2 protein-coding genes are annotated in these 24,015 nt (G+C 73.1%); both read right to left on the bottom strand.

Annotated elements, in window-relative coordinates:
- Window position 1: 1 nt before the first annotated feature.
- Window positions 2–3,976, bottom strand: a complete 3,975-nt coding sequence (locus ACIQWX_RS15960) for an amino acid adenylation domain-containing protein (protein WP_400870627.1) — start codon at window positions 3,974–3,976, stop codon at window positions 2–4.
- Entirely contained in the window at window positions 3,973–24,015 is a 20,043-nt protein-coding gene (locus tag ACIQWX_RS15955; RefSeq protein WP_400870624.1) for a non-ribosomal peptide synthase/polyketide synthase, read from the bottom strand. Before ACIQWX_RS15955 ends, ACIQWX_RS15960 begins: the two co-directional genes overlap by 4 nt.

Below are 24,015 nucleotides of genomic sequence, written 5' to 3'. Positions count from 1 at the left end.
TTCACTCGTCGGCGGTCACGGCGAGCCCGGCCAGCACGGCCCGGGCCAGCTCCGCCACGTGCGGCGGTTCGACCATGTCCCAGTGGTGGCCCGAAACCGGCGTCACCGTGAGCTCGCCGCGCGTGCGGGCGCGCCAGCTCTCCGGCCGCACCTCCGGGCGGCCCTTCACCGGGTGGGTGCCGGTGGAGGTGATGAGGTGGATGCCGGTGTCGACGACCGCCCGGCAGCGGTAGGCCTCGACGGCGTCCTTGCCGGCCAGGTAGACCCGCGCCATCTGCTCGACGACCGCGTTGCCCGCGACTTCGCTCACCATGCCGCGATCGCGGGCTTCGGCGAGCATCTCGTCGAGGGTGTCGACAGCTCCCGGGGCCAGCTTCAGCACGGCCTCGCCGAACCAGGCCAGCGGGTCGCTGGTGTCCACTTCGGGCAGTGGGTTGCCGTAGTCGTCGACGCCGAGCACGGTGGCGTCGATGATGCAGAGGTGCTCGACCGGCCGGCCCGCTTTTTCCAGCTGGGCGGCCATTTCGAAGGCCACCGAACCGCCCTGCGACCAACCGGCGAGCCGGATCGGCCGGTCCCCTGCCACCGGCAGCAGGTCGGCGACGAACGCCGCGGCCAGCTCCTCGATGGTGTGCACCGGGTCCTCGCCGGGCGCGAAGCCGGGTGCCTGCAGGCCGAACACCGGCAGCGCCGGGTCCAGCTCGGCCACCAGCTGCAGGTACGGGAACGGGCTGCCGGCCGTCGGCGGCAGCAGGAACAGCGGCGCGACGCCCGCGCGTCCCGGCGAGAGCGGCACGACCAGTCCCCCGCCGTTGTCCCCGGCGCGGATGAGGTCCGCGAGGGCCCGGATAGTCGGCGCGCGGAAGACCTCGGCCAGGCCGACGGTCGCGCCCAGCTCGGCCTTGACCCGGTCGACCAGCACGACCGCCAGGAGCGAGTGGCCGCCGACGTCGAAGAAGCCGTCCGTGACACCGACGCGGCGACCGAGCAGGTCCTCCCACAGCTTGGCGAGCGCCATCTCCAGCTCGTCACGCGGGAGCACCCCGGACGTCGACACCGGCGCCGCGTCCGGGGCCGGCAGCGCGACCCGGTCGATCTTGCCGTTCGACGTCAGCGGCAAGGTGTCCAATGTGGTCAGAGTCGCCGGGACCATGTACTCGGGCAGGCGTTCGGACAGGTGCGCCCGCAGCTCGTCGGAGTCCACAGTGGACGGCGAGACGTAGCCGGCGAGCGCGCCGTCGCGGACCACCGCGACCGCTTCGATGACGCCGGGACCGCCGACCAGCGCGGCCTCGATCTCGCCCAGCTCGATGCGGTAGCCGCGGACCTTGACCTGGTGGTCGGTGCGGCCGACGAACTCCAGGCGGCCGTCCGGCAGGTAACGGGCCAGGTCGCCGCTGCGGTAGAGCCGGCCGGGCCCGAACGGGTTCGGCACGTACTTCGCCGCGGTCAGCCCCGGGTTGCCGGCGAAGCCGCGCGCGACGCCGGCACCGCCCGCGTACAGCTCGCCGGTGACGCCGGCGGGAACCGGCCGCAGGTGCTCGTCGAGGAGGTAGACCTCGGTGTTCCAGATCGGCCGGCCGACCGAGATCGGCGTGGTCACGCAGTCGGCGGCGGGCAGCAGGTTGATCACGTTGGCCACGGACGTCTCGGTGTGGCCGTACTCGTTGGCCACCACGACGTCGGGGGCGTTCTCGCGCCAGAACTCCAGGGCTTCGGCGGTGAGCTGCTCCCCACCGACCACCAGGTGCGCGGCGGCGTCGGCGGCTTCCGGCGTCAGGCAGCGGCGCAGCGGTTCGAGGTGGGCAGGGGTGAGCTTGACGAAGCTGAACTTCCGGCCGCTGGACAAGACGTCGGCGAGGCCGGCGACCGGGTGCTCGTCCTCCGGCACCAGCGTCACCGTCGTGCCGCACAGCAGCGGCAGGAACAACCCGGTGACGGTGAGGTCGAAGGCGAGCGACGAGTGGACGGGAGCGCCGTCGCCCTCGTCGGCGCGGTAGGCCTGGCGGCACCAGTCCAGGTAGTGCAGCACGCCGCGGTGGCTGATCATCACGCCCTTGGGGCGGCCGGTGGAGCCCGACGTGTAGATGATGTACGCGAGGTTCTCCGGGTCGACGACCGGGTCCCGCCACGGTACGGGGTCGTCGGCGACCGGCTCGTCGGCCAGGAGCTTGACCTCGCCCAGGTCTTCGCCCGCGAACCGGCGGGTGGTGACGAGCACGCGAGCGCCGGCCTGGCGGAGCATGTACTCCTTGCGGTCCTGCGGATAGGCCGGATCCAAGGGGATGTAGTGGCCGCCGGTCTTGAGGACGGCCAGCAGGACCGGCAGCAGCAGCGGGCCGCGTTCGCAGAGCACGCCGACCGGGGTTTCGACGCCGACACCGTGTGTCCGCAGCCGCTGGGCCAGCCGGGTGGCGCGGTCCTCCAGCTCGGCGTAGGTCAACTCGGTCTGTCCACACCGGACGGCGACGGCGTCCGGAGTGGACGCAGCCTGCGCGGCGATCCGGCCGTGCAGCGTGCCGCGCAGGTAGGGCTCGGCGGTGGCGTTCCAGGTTTCCAGGAGCAGCTTCCGCTCGTCCGCGCCGAGCACGTCCACTTCGGACAGCCGGACGCCGGGCTTCCCGGCGAGTTCGGTGAAGAGCCGGACGAAGTGCTCGCCCATCCGCGCCATCCGGACCTCGTCGAACAACGCGGTCGCGTACTCCAGCACACCTTCGACCGAACCGTCGGCCTGCCGGACGAAGGAGATCATCAAGTCGAACTTCGCCGTCGTCGACGGGAGGTCCACACTTGACACTCGCAAGTCACCCAGGTCCGGCGAGCCGTCCGAGGAGTCGTAGACGGCGAACATGACCTGGACGACCGGGGTGTGCGCGAGGTCGCGCTCCGGCGCCAGCTCCTTGACCAGCCGCTCGAACGGCAGGTCCTCGTGCGCCTGGTCGGCCAGCCGGGCCACGCGGACGCGGTCGGCGAGGGTGGCGAAGTCCGGGTCGCCGGACAGGTCGCCGCGGGCGACGACGGTGTTCACGAAGAACCCGACCATGTGCTCCAGTTCGGCCCGGCCGCGGCCGGCGACCGGGGTGCCGACCGCGATGTCCGTGCGGCCGGTGTGCCGGCCGAGCACGACGTACGCGGCGGCGAGCAGGGTCATGAACGGCGTCGCGCCGACGGCCTTGCCCTGCTCGACCACGGCGGAGGCGGCGCCGGCGGGGATGGTGAAGCGGACCGACGCGCCGTGGTGGTCGCGCTGGGCCGGCCGCGGCCGGTCCGCGGGCAGCTCCAGGGTCTCCAGGCCCGCCAGCCGCTCCTTCCAGTACGCGAGGTCGGCGGTGTACGCGTCCACTCGGGACTGTTCCCAGGCCGCGAAGTCCGCGTAGGACAGTTCGATCGGCGGCAGCTCGGCACCGGTGTAGAGCTTGCGGAGGTCGTCCATCAGGATCGGCAGGGACCAGCCGTCGCAGGCGATGTGGTGGACGTTCAGGGCCAGGACGTGCCGCTCCGGCGCTTCCCGCACCAGCAGCGCCCGGAACACCGGGCCGGTGGCGAGGTCGAAGGGACGGCTGACGTACTCGGTCAGTACCGCGTCCAGGTCGCCTTCGACCACCGGCAGGTCGACCGGTGCCGGAGCCCCGATCACCTGGCGCGGCCGGTTGTCCTCCGCGGTGTACGTCGTGCGCAGGATCTCGTGCCGCGCCACCAGGGCGTCGAGCGACCGCCGGAGCGCGTCGACGTCGAGTGCGCCGTCGAGCCGCAGCAGGAGCGGCACCGCGTACTCGGCGCTGTCCGGGTCGAGGCGGTCGAGGAACCACAGGCGCTGCTGGCCCGCCGACAGCGGCAGCGGGCCACCGCGGTCGGCCGGGCCGAACGCCCGGGCCGGGGTGGCGGCCCGGCCGCGCAGCCGCTTCGCGAGCACCGCGGCCCGCAGCCGCGCGGCGCGCTCGGCGTCGGCCTCCGGGCGGATGTCGAACGTGGTCATGCGCTGGCCTCCTCGGAAAGGGAGTCGAGGAGCTCCTGCTCGGACATGCCGGCGAGCTCGGCCTCGATCTCGGTGTGGACCACGGCGGCGAGCGCGGCGACCGTGGTGGTCTGGAACAGCACGGGCAGGGGCAGGTCCACGCCGAACGCGGCCTGCAGCCGCATGCGGACCTTGGCGGCGAGCACGGAATGCCCGCCGAGGGCGAAGAAGTCGTCACCGAGCCCGACGCGGGGCACGCCCAGGACCTCGGCCCAGATGTCGGCGATCAGCCGCTCTTCCGGACTGCTCGGGGCGATGTAGTCCGCCGTCTCCTCGGCCGGTTCGGGCAGCGCGGCGCGGTCGAGCTTGCCGCTGGCGTTGACCGGCAGCTCGTCGAGCACGACGAACGCGCTCGGCACCAGGTGCTCCGGCAGCCGCTGCCCGAGGAACGTCCGCAGGTCCGCGGCCGTCACGTCGCCGGCGACGTAGGCGACCAGGCGTTTCTGGCCTGCCGGGTCGGGCTTGGCGAGCACGACCGCCGCGGTGAGCGCCGAGTGGGCCCGCAGCGCGGACTCGACTTCGCCGAGCTCGATGCGGAAGCCGCGGATCTTGACCTGGTCGTCGGTCCGGCCGAGGAACTCCAGGTCCCCGGCGCGGGTGCGGCGGACGAGGTCGCCGGTGCGGTACATCCGCCCACCGGCCGGGTTCGCCACGAACCGTTGGGCCGTCAGTCCCGGCCGGCCGAGGTAGCCGCGGGCGAGACCCGGGCTCGCGACGTACAGCTCACCCGCGACGCCGGGCGGCACCGGCTGGAGCCGGTCGTCCAGGACGTAGGCCTGCGTGTGCCGCAGTGCCTGGCCGATGGTCACCGCGGCGCCGACCACCAAGGGCTCCGACACCGTCGAGACGACCGTGGCCTCGGTCGGGCCGTACATGTTGAGCATCCGGCGGCCCGGCGCCCACTTCGCGACCAGCTCGGGCGGGCAGACGTCGCCGCCGACCACGACCGTCCGGAAGTCCGGCAGGTCCGGGTCCTCGACGGTGGCCAGCGCCGCGGGCGGGATCAGCGCGTGCGTCACGCGGCCCTCGGCGAGGACGTCCCGCAGCTGGTCGCCCAGCAGCGGGCCGGGTGGGGTGACGACCAGCGCGGCGCCGGTCATCAGGGACGCGCACAGCTCCAGGATCGAGGCGTCGAAGCTCGGCGAGACGTACTGCAGCACCCGATCGCCCGGGCCCACCCGGTAGGCGGCGATGGTGTTCGCCACCAGCGTGCCGAGGCCTGCGTGGCTGACGACGACGCCCTTCGGCCGTCCCGTCGAACCCGACGTGTAGATCACGTACGCCGCGTTCTCGGGCTTCACTTCGACGTCGAGCGGACTGTCGTCCATTGTGGACGTCGGCAGCTCTTCGAGCGTCAACACGGGGTTCGCGTCGTCGAGCATGTAGCGGATGCGCTCGGCCGGGTAGCTCGGGTCGATCGGGAGGAACGCCGCGCCGGTCTTGACGACCGCGAGCTGCGCGACGACCAGGTCGGCCGAGCGTGGCAGCAGCAGCGCGACCACCTTCTCCGGGCCGGCGCCTTGGCTCCGCAGTACCCGGGCCACGCGGTTGGCCGCCGCGTCCAGTTCGCCGTAGGTGAGCGAATCCGGTCCGGCCACGACGGCCGGAGCGTCCGGGGTCCGCCGCGCCTGCGCTTCGACCAGCCCGGCGAACGTCCCACCGGGAGCGGTGTCGTCCAGCGGCGCGAGTTCCGCCGCGTCGAGCATCGGGACGCGGTCGACCGGCCGGTGCGGCTCGGCCGCGAACCCGATCAGCAGCCGCAGGTAGCGCTCGGCGAACGCGGCGACCGTGTCCTCGTCGAACAACGCGACCGGGTACTCGAGGACGCCGCCGACCGTGCCGTCGGCCTGCTCACGCAGCACCATGGCGAGGTCGAACTTCGCCGCGCCCGTCTCGACCCCGACGGATTCGCAGTCCAGGCCGGCGAACTCCCAGCCGCCCTCGGACACCGTCTGCAACGCGAACATCAGCTGCACCAACGGGTTCCGGCTCGGGTCGCGGTCGGGCCGCAGCTCGGCGACGACCCGGTCGAACGGGACTTCCTGGTGGCTGAAGGAGTTCAGCGCCGTTTCGCGGACCCGGTCCAGCAGTTCGGTGAAGCCGGGCGAGCCGGTCAGGTCGGCGCGCAGGGCGAGGGTGTTGACGAACTGGCCGATGAGCCGCTCGGTGTCCGGGTGGTCCCGGCCGGCGACCGGGCTGCCGACCGCGAACTCCCGCAGCCCGGTGTGCCGGGCGACGAGCACCTGGAACCCGGCCAGCAGGGTCATGAACAGGCTCGCCCGGGCTTGCGCACCGACCTCGCCGAGGCGGGCGGCCAGGTCGGCGGGCACGCTGAACTCGTACCGCGCGCCCCGCGGGTCGCGCACCGGCGGCCGCGGGCGGTCGGTCGGCAGCTGCACCACCTGCGGCACACTCGCGAGCTGCGTCCGCCAGAACTCGACGTCCGCCTCGGTCGGTTGGGACCAGGCCGCGACGTCGGCGTACTGCACCGGCAACGGCGGCAGGTCGGCACCGGCGTAGAGGTCACGCAGCTCCTCGGCGAGGATGCCCTCCGACCAGCCGTCCAGCACGATGTGGTGCGCCGAGAGGACCAGGACGTGGTCGTCGTCGGCGAGCCGGCCGAGCGCGGCGGCGAACACCGGCCCGGTGGCGAGGTCGATGGGGTGCGGCCGAAGGAACGGCGCGATCTCGTCGATCTCGGTGACCGGCAACGGGACCGGGCCGGCCGCGTCGACGACCTGCTTCGGCTCGCCGTCGATCTCGACGAACCGGGTCCGCAGGATCTCGTGCCTGGCCACCAGCTTCGTCAGGGCCGCGGCGAGGGCGTCGACGTCGAGGGGACCGCGGAGGCGGACCGCGTTCGGCACCAGGTACTCCGCGCTCGACGGCGCCATCCGGTCGGCCAGCCACATGCCGACCTGCACCCCGGCCAGGGGCGCCGGGCCGTCGGGCCGCTTGGGGATGGCCTCGAACTCGCGCTTGGTGGCGCGGGCGACGGCGTCGGCCAGTTCCGCGACCGTGGGCGAGTCGAAGATGAGCCGGATCGGGATGTCCGCCGAGAGCCGCTTGCGCAGCTCGGCGACCACCCGGACACCGAGCAGGGAGTGTCCGCCCAGGTCGAAGAAGTTGTCGTCGGCACCGACCCGCTCGACGCCGAGGACGTGCTGCAGGACTTCGGCGACCAGTTCCGCGACCGGGCCTTCCGGAGCGCGGTACTCGGCGCCGGCCGCGGCCGGCGCGGGCAGCGCCTTGCGGTCGATCTTGCCGCTGGTCGTGGTCGGGAACTCGGGCAGCACGCTCAGCGCCGTCGGCACGAGGTAGACGGGCAGCCGGTCGCGCAGCTGCTCGCGGATTTCGGCTTCGGTGAGCGTGACGCCGGCCTGCGGGGTCACGTACCCGGCGAGCCGCTTGTCGCCCGGCACCGGCTGCCAGACCGTGACCGCGGCTTCGCGGACGCCGGGCAGTTCCAGGAGGACCTGCTCGACCTCGCCGGGCTCGACGCGGATGCCGCGGATCTTGACCTGCGAGTCCTGGCGGCCGAGGAAGGTCAGCGCGCCGTCGGGGGTGCGCAGGCCGCGGTCGCCGGTGCGGTACAGCCGCTCGCCGGGCTCGAACGGGCTGGCGAGGAACGCCGAGGCCGTCTTGCGCGGGTCGCCGAGGTAGCCGCGGGCCAGCCCGACGCCGCCGATGAACAGGTCACCGGGGACGCCGACCGGGACCGGCCGCAGGTGCTCGTCGAGGACGTGGATCTGGTTGTTGGCGATCGGCGAGCCGACGCTGACCGAGCCCGCGCCGTCCAAATCGGACCGGAGGCATTCGCGCATGGTCGAGTCGATCGAGACTTCGGTGGCGCCCCACTGGTTGTGCAGCGTTGCGGTGTCGCCCAGGCGGTCGAAGAACAGCTTCAGCAGTTCCGGCTGGAGGGCTTCGCCGCTGGTGATGACGTTGCGGACGGTCCTGAGCGCGGCGCGGTCGGCCGGCGTCAGCTGCTCCAGGAACAGCGTCAGCATGCTCGGGACGAACTGCAGGTTGGCGACGCGGTGCTTGATCGCGCCGGCCAGGATCGCGGCCGGGTCGCGGTGCAGGCCCGGCGGGATCAGGGCGACGCGCCCGCCGACGATGAGCGGCCACAGGCATTCCACGGCGGCGTCGTCGAAGACCAGGGTCGTCTTCTGCAGGACGCCTTCGCCCGGCTGGAGCCGATAGGTGTCCTGGTGCCAGCGGAGCCGGTTGACCCAGCCGCGGTGGGTGCTCGCGACACCCTTCGGCTTGCCGGTGGAGCCGGAGGTGTAGTAGATCGAGACGAGGTTGTCGGGGTGGGTGGTGTCTGTCGTATCCGGCGCTTCGCCGTCCAAATCGGACACTTCGAGGAAGGTGACCTCGCTGCTTTCCGGTGCCGGCGCGCCTTCGTTGACCAGGCAGACCGGCGAGTGGGCGTCGCCGAGGATGCCGAGGACGCGGGGTTCGGGGGCGTCGGTCTCGATCGGGACGAACGCGCCGCCTGCCTTGAGGATGGCGACCAGGCCGACGATGAGGTCGATGGACCGGTCCATCCGCAGGCCGACCGGGACGTCCGGGCCGACGCCGTGCTCGACCAGCCGCGCCGCGAGGACTCCGGCTCGGCGTTCGAGTTCGGCGTAGTCGATGTGGTCGTCGAGGTATTCGACGGCGATGGCGTTGGGAGTCTTTTTCGCTTGCTCGGTGATGAGGTGGTGGAGGCAGACGTCCTCGTCGTAGGCGACCTCCGTGTCGTTGACGCCGTGGACGAGGTGGTTCCGCTCGGTCTCGCTCAGGAGGTCCAGCTCGCCGACGGGGGTTTCGGGTGCCTCGGCGATCCGTTGCAGGAGAGTCGTGAAGTGGCCGGCCAGGCGCTCGATGGTGGTGGCGTCGAACAGGGCGGTCGGGTACTCGAAGATGCCGGTCAGGGCGCCGCCGGGGTCCTGGGCGAGGGCGAGTTCGAGGTCGAACTTGCTGACCTGGGTGTCGACGTCGAGCTTGTCGACGTCGAGCCCGGGCAGTGCCCAGCCGGCCTTTTCGTTGTTCTGCAGGGCGAACACGATCTGCACGAGGGGCGTGCGGGTGAGGTCGCGCTGCGGGCGGAGGAGCTCGACGATCCGGTCGAAGGGAACGTCGTCGTGGTCGAACGCGGCCAGCGTGGTGGTGCGGACCCGGCGGAGGAGGTCGGTGAAGGCGGGGTCGCCGGTCAGGTCCGCGCGCAGCGGCACGGTGTTGACGAAGTGCCCGATGAGCGGCTCGATCTGCGGGTGGCTGCGGCCCGACACCGGGGTGCCGATCGCGAAGTCCCGCATGGCGGTGTAGCGGCTGACGAGGACTTCGAAGGCGGCCAGGACGGTCATGAAGGGGCTGGCGCCGTGCTTCGCCCCGAGTTTCTGCAGGCGGTCGACGACCTCGGCGGGGACGTGCACGGGGGTCTTGGCGCCGGCGATGTCCCGGGTGAGCGGCCGCGGCCGATCGGCGGGCAACTCGGCGACGTGCGGCATGCCGTCGAGGGCTTGGCGCCAGAAGTCGAGCCCGGCTTGGTCATCGGCGGCGGCTTGCCAGGTGGCGACGTCGCCGAACTGAACGGGCAGGGCGGTGGGCTTGACACCGGCGTAGTGGTCGCGAAGTTCGGTTGCGAGGACGCCCATGGACCACCCGTCGGCGACGATGTGGTGCAGGAGCAGGACGAGGACGTGGTCGGTGTCCGAGATCCGGCCGAGGGCGGCCCGGAAGACGGGACCGTGCTCGAGGTCGAGCGGAACCTCGACCTGCGACCGGACGAAGGCGTCGATGTCGGTCACGTCGATGACCGGCAGCGGCACCTGCCGCACCGGGTCGACCACCTGCACCGGCTCCCCGTCCGCTTCCACGAACCGGCTCCGGAGCACTTCGTGCCGGGCCACTACCGCCGACAGCGCGCCCGCCAATGCCGCCACGTCGAGGTCTCCCCCGATGCGCAACGCCAACGGGACCAAGTACTCCGCCGAGCCCGGGGCGAGCCGCTCGGCGAACCACAACCCCCGCTGCACCGGTGACAACGGCGTGCGAACCCCGTGCCCACGCACCGGGATCGGCGCGAAGTCCACAGTGGATGCGTCCGGCACCAGCCGGGCCAACGAAGCAATCGTCGGGGCCTCGAACAGCGCCCGCACTCCCAGCCGGACGCCGAACTCCGTGCGCATCCGGCCGGTCACCTTCGCCGCCAGCAGCGAGTGCCCGCCCAGCGCGAAGAAGTTGTCCTCCACGCCCGGCGACGGAACCCCGAGCACATCCGCCCAGATCGCGGCCAGCGCGACCTCGATCGGAGTACGCGGAGCCACGTGCCCGGCGACGACCCGCTGCGGCGCGGGCAACGCCGCCCGGTCCAGCTTGCCGTTCGCGGTCCGCGGCAGCTCCGCCAAGGGCACGATCACCGACGGCACCAGGTACTCCGGCAACCGCGCCGCGGCGAACTCCGTCAGCACCGCCGGATCGACGGTCCCCACGACGTACGCCACCAACAGCCCGTCCCGGACCACGACCGCGGCCTGCGTGACCCCGTCGTGGCCGGCCAGCACGGCCTGCACCTCGCCCGGCTCGACGCGGAACCCGCGGATCTTGACCTGATCATCGGCGCGGCCGGCGTACTCGAGGACACCGGACGCGGTCCAGCGAGCCAGGTCACCCGTCCGGTACATCCGCGAACCCGCCACGAACGGCGAAGCCACGAACCGCTCAGCTGTCGCCCCCGGCGCGCCCAGGTAACCCCAGGCGGTGCCGACCCCGGACAGGTACAGCTCGCCGACGACCCCCGCCGGCACCGGCCGCAGCCGCGCGTCGAGGACGTACGCCTGCTTGCCGGTCAGCGGCCGGCCGATCGGCACCGGCCCGTCCACCGCCGTGACCTCGTGGAACGTGCTGAAGCCCATCGTTTCGGCCGGGCCGTACCCGTTGACCACCGCGACGTGCGGGTACGACCGCAGCACCTTCGCCAGGTGCGCGGGCGAGGCCGCCTCGCCGCCGGTCATCGCGCGGCGGACCGTCGCGAACACCGCCGGGTGCTCGTCGACCAGGAAGTTGAACAGGCTCGCCGAGACGTCCAGCACCGTGACGCCGTGCGCCACGACCAGCTCCTCGATCAACGCCGGCTCGGGCCGCTGCCCCGGCTGGAGCACGACCGTGCCGCCCGAAAGCAGCGGGCCGAGCAGCTGCGTGCCGAACGCGTCCCACGACACCGGCGCGCACTGCAGCCACACGTCGTCCGGGCCGAACCCGGCGTAGTCCTGGCCGGTCAGCGTGCCGGCGACCGCGCGGTGCGGGGCCGCGACCGCCTTCGGCACACCAGTGGAGCCGGAGGTGAACATGACGACGGCGAGGTCGTCCGGGCTGCCCGGCAGGCCGAGGACACCGCCGTCGCGGACGGCGATCGCGGCCGCGTCTTCGACGACGTCGATCCGCTTCCAGGGCAGGTCACGCCCGTCCGTGAGCACGACCGCGGCCGACGTCCGCCGCAACGCACCGACCAGGCGATCGGCCGGGAAGTCCGTGTCCAGCACGGTGTACGCGGCCCCCGCCTTGAGCACGGCGAGCAGCGCGACGGCCAGCCGCGGCGAGCGTCCGATGTGGACACCGACCAGGTCGCCCGGCCGGACGCCCTCGGCCACCAGGTGCCGGGCGAGCCGGTTGGCCTCGGTGTCGAGCTGCCCGTAGGTGAGCGGCGTGCCTTCGAAGACCAGCGCGGTCGCGTCCGGCGCCCAGGCCGCCTGCCGCTCGACCAGCTCGTGCAGCCGCATGGCCGGCGCGGTCACCTGAGTCGAGCCGAAAGCCAGCAGTTCGGCTCGTTCGCCGGCGCCGAGCACGTCCAGGTCTGCCACGGACACGTCCGGCGTGGTGACGGCCGCGGTGAGGAACCGGGCGAACCGCTCGGCGATCGCGGCAGCCGTGGCCGCATCGAACAGGTCGGTCGCGTACTCCAGCTGACCGCTCAGCCCCGCCGGGGTGCCATCGAGGGTGTGGTTCTCCTCGATGCCCGCGGTGAGGTCGAACTTGGCGACGTCCCGGCGGACCGTGACGCCCTCGGTGGCCAGCCCGGGCAGGCTGACCTGCGCGGTCGCGTTGTTCTGCAGCACCAGCATCACCTGGAACAGCGGGTGGCGGGCGGCCGAGCGCGCCGGGTTCAGCTCCTCGACGACCCGCTCGAACGGGACGTCGGCGTGCGCCAGCGCGGCCAGCCCGGCGTCGCGAACGCGGGTCAAGAGCTGCCGGAACGTCGGCTGCCCGGAGACGTCCGTGCGCAGGACCAGGGTGTTGACGAAGAACCCGGCGAGGTCGTCCAGAGCGGTGTCGCCACGCCCCGCGACGGCCGTACCCAGCGGCACGTCGTCCCCGGCGCCGAGCCGGGACAGCAGGGCCGCGAACCCGGCCTGCAGCGCCATGAACAGCGTCGCGCCGCTCCCCCGGGCCAGTTCGGTCAGTCCCTTGTGGACGTCCGCGCCGAGCGCGAACTCCACCGAGCCACCGCGGTGGCTCGCGACGGCCGGGCGGACCCGGTCGGCGGGCAGCGCCAGCTCCTCCGGTGCGCCGGCGAGGGCGTCGCGCCAGAACGCCAGCTGGCCGGCGATCTCCGGTTCGTCGAGGACTTCCCGCTGCCACAGCGTGTAGTCCGCGTACTGCACCGGCAGGGGTGTCCACTGTGGAGCATGACCGTCGAGGCGAGCCGCGTAAGCGGTGGCCAGGTCGCGCCACAGCGGCGCGGCGGACCAGCCGTCGGACGCGATGTGGTGCAGCACCAGCAGCAGGACGTGGTCGTCGGCGGACACCGTCACCAGGTGCGCCCGGATCGGCAGCTCGGCACGCAGGTCGAACACGTGCGCGGCGGCCTCGGCGAGGACGTCGTCCAGACCCTCCTCAGTGGACTCCACGAACGTCCACGGCACCTCGAAGGACGTCAAGATCTCCTGCCACGGTTCGCCTTCTTGCGACGGGAACACCGTCCGCAGCGACTCGTGCCGCTCGACGACGTCGGTCAACGCCGCTTGCAACGCGGCCACGTCGAGGGCACCGCGCAGGCGGAGCGCACGCGGGACGTCGTAGCCCGCGTTGGCCTCCTCGGCCTGGTCGACGAACCACAGCCGCTGCTGCGCGAACGACAGCGGCAGCCGCTCGGGCCGCTCGCGCCGGGCCACCGGCGGCCGGGCCGGAGCCGCGTCGCCGAGCACCTCGGCGAGCCCGGCGACGGCCGGCGTGCGGAACAGGTCCCGGATGCCCAGCTCGACACCGAGCACGGCCCGGACACGGCCGATCAGCCGGGCAGCCAGCAGTGAGTGCCCGCCCAGGTCGAAGAAACCGTCGTCCACGCCGACCTCGGGCAGCCCGAGCACCTCGGCGAACAGTCCGCAGAGGACGTTTTCGGTGACCGTCCGCGGCCGCCGCCGGGACGCCGCCGCGAAGTCCGGCGCGGGCAGCGCGCGGCGGTCGAGCTTGCCGTTCGCGGTCCGGGGCAGCTCGGACAGCGGCACGATCGCCGACGGCACCAGGTAGTCGGGCAGCCGCTCGGCCAGGTACGCCCGCAAAACCGCGGGCTCGGCCGAGCCGACGACGTAGCCGATCAGCCGCCCGTCGCGGACGACGACCGCAGCTTGCTCGACGCCGTCGTGCCGCGCCAGCACCGCCCGCACTTCGCCGGGTTCGACGCGGAAGCCGCGGACCTTGACCTGGTCGTCCGCGCGGCCGACGTACTCGAGGACGCCGTCGGCGCGCCAGCGCACCAGGTCGCCGGTGCGGTACATCCGCTCCCCCGGCAGATGCGGCGAAGCCACGAACCGCTCGGCCGTGGCGGCGGGCAGGCCGCGGTAGCCGTCGGCGAGCCCGTGGCCCGCGAGGTACAGCTCGCCCGTGACACCGGGGGCGACGAGCGACAGGTGCGCGTCGAGGACGTACGCGCGCTTGCTCGCCACCGGCCGGCCGATCGGGATGGCCGTGCCGCCGAGGTCCGCGGCGGTGATCGGGTGGAACGTCGTGTAGCCCATGCTCTCGGCCGGGCCGTACCCGTTGATCAGCTTGACGTCCGGGTACTCGCGCAGCGCCTTCGTGACGTGCTCGACCGACGCCGGCTCGCCACCGGTCATCGCCCGGCGCAGCACGGTGAAGACCTGCGGTTCCTGGTCGAGGAGGTAGTTGAACAGGCTCGCCGACGCGTGCAGCACGGTGACGCCGTGCTCGACGACCAGCGCCGCGATCCGCTCCGGCTCGGGGTTCTGGCCGGGCTGCAGGACCGTGCGACCGCCGTAGAGCAGCGCGCCGAAGAGCTGGAGCGCGAAGCCGTCCCACGAGACCGGCGCGCACTGCAGCCACACCTGGCCGGCGTCGAAGGTCGCGTAGCCCTGGCCCATGGTGGCGACGACCCCGCGGTGCGACGTCGCGACGCCCTTGGGAACGCCCGTCGAGCCGGACGTGAACATGACGCAGGCCAGGTCGGCCGGGGTCAGCTCGACGCCGGGGTTCGTGCGGTCGGCGTGGCTCGGCAGCGCCTTCAGGACCCGCTGCACGCCCGCCTGTTCGGTGACCGCGGCCAGCCGCTCGGCCGGGTAGCTCGGGTCCAGCAGGGTGTACGCGGCACCGGACTTGAGCACGCCGAGGACGGCGATCGCGAAGTCGAAGCCGCGCTCCATCAGGACCCCGACCACCTCGCCGCGGCGGACGCCGTCGTCGAGCAGGTGGTGGGCGACCTCGTTGGCGCGGGCGTTCAGCTCGCCGTAGGTCAGCGACTCGCCTTCGAACAGGATCGCGACGGCGCCGGGGTCCTGCCGCTCGACGATGGTGTGCAGGCAGTCCTGCGGCAGCGGCTCGGCCTCGACGGCGTTGCCCGCCGCCAGCACGAGGTCACGCTCGTCGGAGGTGAGCACGTCGTAGGCCGTCACCGGCTTCGCGGGAGCGTCGGCGATCTGCTCCAGCAGCCGCACGAACGCCGTCGCCAGGCGCTCGGCGGTGGCGGCGTCGAACAGCGCGGTCGCGTACTCGAAGGCACCGGTGATTCCCCCGCTGTGTTCCTCCAGAGCGAGGGTGAGGTCGAACTTGGCGACCGCGCGGGCCACCTCGTACGGCGCACACTCCACTTCGGACAGTGCGACCGGCGGGTTGTCCTGCTGCAGCACCAGCATCACCTGGAACAGCGGGTGCCGGGCGGCCGAGCGGGCCGGGTTCAGCTCCTCGACCAGGCGCTCGAACGGGACGTCGTCGTGCTCGAACGCGCTCAGGTCGGCTTCCCGGACGCGCTCGACCAGTTCGGCGAACGTCGGTGCGCCGCCGAGGTCCGTGCGCAGCACGACCGTGTTGACGAAGAAGCCGACGAGGTCGTCGAGCGCCGGGTCGGGGCGGCCGGCGACCGGGGTGCCGATCGGGATGTCGTCCCCGGCGCCGAACCGCGCCAGCAGCGTGGCGAGGGCGGCCTGCAGGACCATGAACAGCGTGGCGCGCCGCCCGGCCGCCAGCTCCAGGAGCCGCGCGTGCAGCTCGGCCGGGATTTCGACCGCCGCCGACCCGCCGGTGTGGTCCGCGGTGGCGGGCCGGACGCGGTCGTACGGCAGCGGCAGTTCCTCCGGCAGCCCGGCGAGCGCGTCCGCCCAGTAGGCGAGGTCGCTGTCGAGTTCTCGTTGCCACAGCGTGTAGTCCGCGTACTGCACCGGCAGCGGTGTCCACTCGGGAGCGAGGCCGCCCAGCCGGGCCGCGTAGGCGTCGGCCAGGTCGCGCAGCAGGACCGGGATCGACCAGCCGTCGCCCGCGATGTGGTGGGTCAGCACGAGCAGGACGTGCTCGTTCCCCTCGCTGAACAGCCACGACCGCACCGGCGGCGCGGCGGCCAGGTCGAACGGCGTCCGCGCGGCCTCGGCGACGGAGCCGGTGCCGGGCACGACCTCGAACGGGACCTCGAAGGAGTCCAGGACCACCTGGTACGGACCGGTCTCGTCCTCCGCGTAGTACGTGCGCAGGGCCTCGTGGCGACCGGCCACATCGGACAGTGCGGACGAGAGGGCCGAGGCGTCGACGTCGCCGCGCAGCCGCAGCGCGATCGGCATGTGGTACGCGGTGTCTTCACCGTCCATGCGCGCCAGGAACCACAGCCGCTCCTGACCCGGCGCCAGCGGCAGCCGGTCCGGCCGCGGCCGGCGCGTGACGGCCGGGCGCGCCGCGACGGCGTCACCGAGGCTCTCGCTGAGCCCCGCGACCGTCGGGGTCGCGAACAGCGCCCGCACGGTGACGTCGAGGCCGAGCACCGCGCGGATCCGCCCGGCCAGCCGGGTGGCCAGCAGCGAGTGGCCGCCCAGGTCGAAGAAGCCGTCGTCGATGCCGACCTCGGGCAGCCCGAGGACCTCGGCGAACAGCTCGCACAACGCGTGCTCGCGCGCGGTCCGCGGCACTCGGCCGGCGCCGGTTTCGAGGGCCGGCGCGGGCAGGGCCTTGCGGTCGAGCTTGCCGTTCGGCGTCCGGGGCAGCTCGTCGAGCAGCACGAACGCCGACGGGACCATGTACCCGGGCAGCGCGGCGGCCAGGTGGCGGCGCAGCTCCTCGGCGTCGACCGGCTCGCTGGGCACGACGTAGGCGACCAGGCGCTTGTCGCCGGGCCGGTCCTCGCGGACGACGACCGCGCGCAGCGCGACCGCCGGGTGCGCGGCCAGCACGGCCTCGATCTCGCCCAGCTCGATGCGGAAGCCGCGGATCTTGACCTGGTGGTCGACGCGGCCGAGGAACCGGATCTCGCCATCGCGGCGGCGGGCGACCAGGTCGCCGGTGCGGTACATCCGCTCCCCGGCCGCGAACGGCGACGCGACGAACCGGTCCGCGGTCAGGTCGGGCCGGCCGAGGTAGCCGCGCACGACACCGTCCCCGGCGATGTACAGTTCACCCGGCACCCCCGGCGGCACCGGCCGCAACGCGCGGTCGAGCACGTGGACCTGCGTGTTCGCGATGGCGGTGCCGATGGTCGGCGAGCCTTCGCCGACGCGGGCGGTCGTCGACCAAATCGTCGTCTCGGTCGGGCCGTACATGTTGGTGACCGACGCGGCCCGCGCCCGCAGCGCGACCGCGAGGTCGTCGGGCAGGGCTTCGCCGCCGACCAGGACGTGCACGTCCGACAGGTCGACCGGCTCGGCCAGCAAGGCGTGGAACAGGCTCGGCGTCGCCTGCAGGAGCGTGACGTCCTCGGCGAGCGCGGCCAGGGCGCGGGTGTCGCGCACGTCGTCACGGCTCGCGAGCACGACGGTCGCCCCGGCGAGCAGCGGCGCGAAGATCTCCAGGCCGGCGATGTCGAAGCCGACGGTCGTGACCGCGAGGAGCCGGTCGCCGGCGGTCATCCCGAACCGGTCCACCATGTCGAGGAGGAAGTTCAGCAGCGGCCGCCGCGGCACGACGACGCCCTTGGGGCGGCCGGTCGAGCCGGACGTGAAGATCACGTACGCCGGGCTGTCCGGCGACGCCGTGTGCTCGAGGTTGCCGGTCTCGTCGGCGAAGACGAGGTCGTCGCTGTGGAGGACGATGGCCGGGTCGGCGTCCTCCAGCATCATCGCCAGGCGGTCGGCCGGGTATTCGAGGTCGAGCGCGAGGTAGCCGGCGCCGGTCTTGAGCACGGCGAGCATCGCGATGATCAGCTGTTCGTCGCGCGGCAGGGCCAGGGCGACGTACCGCTCGGGCCCGGCGCCCCGGGACGCCAGGTGGTGGGCGAGGCGATTGGCCTGGGTGTTCAGCTCGGCGTAGGTCAAGGTCGTCGCGCCGAACTCCAGCGCCGGCGCGTCCGGGGTGGCCGCGGCCTGGGCTTCGAACAGCTCGATGACGGAGGTGTCCGGCAGCGGCAGCGCCGTCTCGCGGTTGGCCGTCTCGATGGCCGTGCGCTCGCCGTCCGACAGCAGGTCCACTGTGGACAAGGCGATCTCGGGCGCTTCGACGGCGGTCTCGAGCAGCCGGACGAACCGGGCGGCGAGGTCGGCCGCGGTGCCTTCGTCCAGGAGGTCGGTCGCGTACTCCAGGTACCCGCCGATGCCGGCCGGTTCCCCCTCGGCGCCGGTGTTCTCCTCCAGGTTGAGGGTGAGGTCGAACTTGGCGGTCTCGGTCGTCACCGGGACGTCCGCCGCGGCCAGGCCGGGCAGGGTCAGGTTGGTCGCGACGTTGTTCTGCAGCGCCAGCATGACCTGGAACAGCGGGTGCCGCGCGGTCGACCGCGCCGGGTTGAGCCGCTCGACGACCCGCTCGAACGGGACGTCGGCGTGGTCGAACGCGGTCAGCGCGGTTTCGCGGACCCGCCGCACGAGTTCCGTGGAAGTGGGATCGCCGCTGAGGTCGGTGCGCAGGACAAGCGTCGTGACGAAGAACCCGACGAGGTCGTCGAGCGCGGCGTCGGGGCGGCCGGCCGACGGGGTGCCGACGGCGACGTCGTCCCCGGCGCCGAGGCGGGACAGCAGCGCGGCGAACCCGGCTTGCAGGACCATGAACAGCGTTGCGTGCTCGCCCCGGGCGAGGTCGAGGAGCCGGGCGTGCAGGTCCGCGTCGAGACGGACGGGCAGCGTGGCCCCGCGGTGGCTCGCGACCGGCGGGCGCGGGTGGTCGAAGGGCAGGCTGATCTCGTCGGGCAGCCCGGCGAGCGCTTCGGCCCAGTAGCCGAGCGAGTCGTCGGTCAGCTCCTGTTGCCACAGCGCGTAGTCCGCGTACTGGACCGGCAGCGGAGTCCACTTCGGAGTCTCCCCGGCGACGCGGGCGGCGTACGCGGTGGACAGGTCACGCAGCAGCGGCGCGAAGGACCAGCCGTCGCTCGCGATGTGGTGGGTGACGATCACGAGGACGTGGTCGTTCTCCTCACGCAGCAACGCCGCGCGGATCGGCAGGTCGGTGGCCAGGTCGAACTCGCGCGCGGCGAACTCGGCGACGTCCACCGCTCCTTCGGTCCACGGCAGTTCGGTGAGCGGCCGGACTTCCTGGCGCGGCACGCCGTCGGTGTCCGGGAAGACCGTCCGCAGGGCCTCGTGGCGCTCGACCACGTCGGCGAACGCCCGGCGCAGCGCGGTGACGTCGAGGGCGCCGGTCAGCCGCAGCGCGCGGGGCACGTTGTAGGTCGCGCCGGCCTGGTCGAGCTGCTCGACGAACCACAGGCTGCGCTGCGCCGACGACAGCGGCAGGACGTCCGGCCGCGGCCGGGCCACGACGGCGGGCCGAGCGGCCCGGGCGCTCTCCAGGACGGCGGCCAGGCCGGCGACGGTCGGCGCGCGGAAGACGTCGGCGACGCCGATCCGGGCACCCAGCACCGAGCCGATGCGGGCGACGAGCCGGGCGGCGAGCAGCGAGTGCCCGCCGAGGGCGAAGAACCCCTCGTCGACGCCGACCGCCTCGACGCCGAGGACGTCGGCGAAGAGTCCACAGAGGACCTCCTCACGCGGGGTGCGCGGCGCGCGGGTCGTGCTCACGCGCTCGGGTGCGGGCAGCGCGCGGTGGTCGAGTTTCCCGTTGGCGGTCAGGGGAAGCGCGTCGAGGTGGACGAACGCGCTCGGCACCAGGTGTTCCGGCAGCCGTTCGGCGAGGTACGCGCGGAAGTCGGCAGGCTCGCCGACGACGTAGGCGACCAGCAGCTTCTGGCCGGGCCGGTCCTCACGGACGACGACGGCGGATTCGGTGACCGCCGGGTGCGTGCCCAGCGCGGTCCGGACCTCGCCCGGCTCGACGCGGAACCCGCGGATCTTGACCTGGTCGTCGGCGCGGCCGACGTACTCGAGGACGCCGTCGGCGCGGCGGCGCACCAGGTCGCCGGTGCGGTACATCCGCTCCCCCGTCTCGAACGGCGATGCGACGAACCGGACGGCCGTCAGTTCGGGGCGGCCGACGTAGCCGTCCGCGATGCCGCCGCCCGCCGCGTACAGCTCGCCGACGACGCCGGGTGCGACCGGCCGCAGCCGCTCGTCCAGGACGTAGGCGCGCTTGCCGTTCAGCGGCACGCCGATCGGGATGGGTGCGCCGAGATCCGCTGTGGTGACGCGGTGCGAGCTGACGAAGATCATGTTCTCGACCGGGCCGTAGGCGTTGGTGAACGCCACGTCCGAGAAGGTCTCCAAAGCCTTCGTCAGGTGCGCGACCGAGGCGACTTCGCCGCCGGTGTAGACGTTCCTGACCCGCGTGAAGACGGCCGGGTACTCGTCGATCAGGAAGTTGAGCAGGCTGGCCGAGAGGAACAGCGTCGTGACGCCGTGCCGCTCGACCAGGTCGGCGATGAGCGCCGGCTCGGGTTTCGGGCCGGGCTGCAGGACGCAGGCGGCGCCGGTGAGCAGGGCGCCGAACAGCTCGAACGCGAAGGCGTCCCAGGAGACGGGCGCGGTCTGCAGCCAGACGTCGTCGGTGTAGCCCTGGCCGAGGATCGTGGTGACGACGGCTTCGTGCGACGCGACGACACCCTTCGGCGTGCCGGTCGAGCCGGAGGTGAACATGACGCAGGCGGGGCCGGCCGGGGACACCGTGTTCTGCGGCGCCACCGACGTGGGCTTCGCGAAAGACAGGTCGTCGAGCACGATCGGCGCGTCGACCTGCTCGGCGAGGAGCTGACGGCGTTCGGCGGGGAACGACGGGTCCAGGAGCGTGTAGCCGCAGCCGGCCTTGAGCACGCCGAGGATCGCGGCGACCAGGTCCGGGCCGCGGTCGAGGCAGATGGCGACGATCCGGCCGGGCTCGACGCCGGTCAGGAGCGCGGCGACGCCGTTGGCGCGGGCGTCCAGCTCGACGTAGGTGACAACCTCGTCCTCGAACAGCAGGGCGGTGCGGTCCGGCGTGCGGCGGGCGTAGCCCTCGATGACCTCGTGCAGCGTCACGGCGGGCGCGGCGGGGGCGAGCAGGCCGCCCGTCTCGGCCTGGCGCCGCTCGGCCGGGTCGAGGAGGTCGAGGTCGCCGAGGCGGACGTCCGGGTTCGCGGCGACGGCGGCCAGGACGCGCAGGAGACGGCCGGCCAGCGTGGCGGCGGTGGCGCGGTCGAACAGGTCGCCCGCGAACTCCAGGAGGCCGGTCAGCTCGCCGTCGCGCTCCTCGAAGATCGCGGCCAGGTCGAACTTCGCGTACCCGATGTCGACCCGCTCGCCGGTGGCGCGGACGCCCGGCAGGTCCAGTTCGGCGGCGAGGTTGTTCTGCAGCACCAGGAGGACCTGGAACAGCGGGTGGCGGCCCAGCGAGCGGGCCGGGTTCAGCTCTTCGACGACCCGCTCGAACGGCACCTCGGAGTGCTCGAACGCGGCCAGGCAGGTTTCGCGGGCGCGGTCGAGGAGCTCGCGGAACGTCGGGTCGCCGCCGGTGGCCGTGCGCAGGACGACGGTGTTGACGAAGAACCCGACGAGGTCGTCGAGGGCGGCGTCCGTGCGGCCCGCGACCGGCGAGCCGACCGGGACGTCGTCGCCGGCGCCGAGACGGGTCAGCAGGGCGGCGAACGCGGCCTGCAGCACCATGAACAGCGTCGCGCCTTCCGCCGCGGCCAGGTCGGCCAGCTCGCGGTGGACGTCGGCGGGCACGTCCATCGGGACGACACCGCCGCGGTGGCTCGCGACCGCGGGACGCGGGCGATCGGTGGGCAGCGGCAGTTCCTCGGGCAGCCCGGCCAGGCTGTCACGCCAGTAGGCGAGGTCGCGCTCGACGGGGAGTTCCTTTTGCCACAGCGTGTAGTCCGCGTACTGGACCGGCAGCGGTGTCCACTTCGGAGGGTTCTGCTCGAGGCGGGCGGTGTAGGCCGCCGACAGGTCGCGCAGCAGCGGGGCGAACGACCAGCCGTCGCTCGCGATGTGGTGCACGACCAGCAGCAGCACCGCGGTGTCGCCGGGCAGGGAGAACAGCGTCGCGCGGATCGGCAGTTCGCGGGCGAGGTCGAAGCCCGCCTCGGTGGCGGCGGTCAGGTCGGCCGCCAGGGTGTCCTCAGTGGACTGTTCGATCTTCAGCGGGACTTCGCCTTCGGCGAGGACGTGCTGGACGGGCTCGTCGCCGTCGGTCGTGAAGACCGTGCGGAGGGTTTCGTGCCGGGCGACGACGTCACCGAGGGCCAGGCGCAGCGCGTCGGCGTCGACCGGGCCGTCGAGGCGGACGGCCTGCGGGATGTGGTAGCTCGCGTTCCAGGTGTCGGCCTGGTCGAGGAACCACAGCCGGCGCTGGGCGAACGACAGCGGCATCGGCTCGGGACGGCGGCGCGGGGTCAGGGCCGGGCGCGCCTCGGGCGCGTCGTCGAGGAGTTCGGCCAGGCCGGCCGGGGTGGGCGCGCGGAAGACGTCGCCGATGCCGGCCTCGACACCGAGCGTGGCGCGGATGCGGGAGACGAGCTTGGCGGCCAGGAGGGAGTGGCCGCCGAGGGCGAGGAAGCCGTCGTCGATGCCCACGCCGTCGACGCCGAGGATCTCGGAGAACAACTCGCAGAGCGCCGCTTCGCGCGGGGTGCGCGGGGCGCGGCCGGTGCGTGACGCGGACCAGTCCGGCGCGGGGAGGGCCTTGCGGTCGAGCTTGCCGCTCGGGGTCAGCGGCAGGTCGTCCAGGACGACGAACGCGGCCGGGACCATGTACTCGGGCAGGTTCTCGGCCAGCGCCGCGCGCAGGGCTTCGACGTCGGGCGCGGCGCCGTCCGGGACGACGTACCCGACCAGGCGCTGGTCGCCCTCGCGGTCTTCGCGGGCGAGCACGCAGGAGCCGCCGACGCCGGGCTGGCGGTCGAGGACGGCCTCGATCTCGCCCAGTTCGACGCGCAGGCCGCGGATCTTGACCTGGTGGTCGGTGCGGCCGAGGTAGTGCAGGGCGCCGTCGTCGGACCAGCGGGCGAGGTCGCCGGTGCGGTACATCCGCTCCCCCGGCGTGAACGGGCTGGCCACGAACCGCTCCGACGTCAGGCCGGGCCGTCCGTGGTAGCCGCGGGCCAGCTGGATCCCGGCGAGGTACAGCTCACCGGCGACGCCGGGCGCGACCGGCTTCAGCTCGGCGTCGAGGACGTACGTGTGGGTGTTCCACACCGGACGTCCGATGGGGACGGACGTTTCGGCGGGCTTGCACGCCCAGTACGTGACGTCGACCGAAGCTTCGGTCGGGCCGTACAGGTTGTGCAGCTCGACGCCCGGGAGTGTCGCGAAGAAGCGGGCCTGCAGTTCGGCGGGCAGGGCTTCGCCGCTGCACAGGACGCGGCGCAGGCCGGTGCAGGTCGCGGCGGCCGGGTCGAGCAGGAACGCCTGCAGCATCGACGGGACGAAGTGGACGGTCGTGATCCGCTCGGTGCGGATGAGCTCGGCCAGGTAGGCGGGATCGCGGTGGCCGCCGGGGCGCGCGACGACGAGCGTGGCCCCGGTCAGCAGCGGCCAGAAGAACTCCCAGACGGAGACGTCGAAGCTGGACGGCGTCTTCTGCAGGACGCGGTCTTCGGCGGTGAGGCCGTACTCGGCCTGCGTCCACATGAGACGGTTGACGATGCCTTCGTGCGGCACCAGGACACCCTTGGGCCGGCCGGTCGAGCCGGAGGTGTAGATGGCGTACGCGAGGTCCTTTGTGGACGTCGGGGGTTCCGGCGCGGTGGTCGTGCCGAGTTCGAGGGTGTCGAGGCAGATCGTCTCGGCGTCGATTCTCGCGGCGAGGTGGGTCTGGGTGAGGACGACCGGCGCGGCGCTGTCGGCGACCATGTAGGCCAGCCGGTCGGCCGGGTAGTCCGGGTCGAGCGGGACGTAGGCGCCGCCGGCCTTGAGCACCCCCAGCAGGGCGATCACCAGCTCAAGGCTGCGGTCGGCGCAGACGCCGGTGAGGACACCGGGGCCCACGCCCCGCTCGACCAGGAGATTCGCGAGCGCGTCGGCCCGTCGGTGGAGTTCGCGGTAGGTCAGGGTTTCGCCTTCGAACACCAGCGCCGTCGCGTCCGGGGTGCGGGCCGCCTGCTCGGCGAGCAGCCGGGTGAGCGTGCGGCCCGCCTCCGGGACGTCGGTGGTGGTGTCGTTCCAGGCCGCCAGCAGCTGCCGGGCGTCGTGGTTCACGGTGATCAGCTCCAGTTCGTTCAC

It is taken from the genome of Amycolatopsis sp. NPDC098790, assembly GCF_044759945.1.
GTDB lineage: Bacteria > Actinomycetota > Actinomycetes > Mycobacteriales > Pseudonocardiaceae > Amycolatopsis.
Note: the sequence above shows the minus strand (reverse complement) of the source record. Positions and strands in the feature narration are given on the sequence as shown.

What these genes read in the sequence shown, in the direction of transcription:
- ACIQWX_RS15960 (WP_400870627.1), bottom strand. Translation starts at nt 3,976, where the DNA reads ATGACCACGTTCGACATCCGCCCGGAGGCCGACGCCGAGCGCGCCGCG.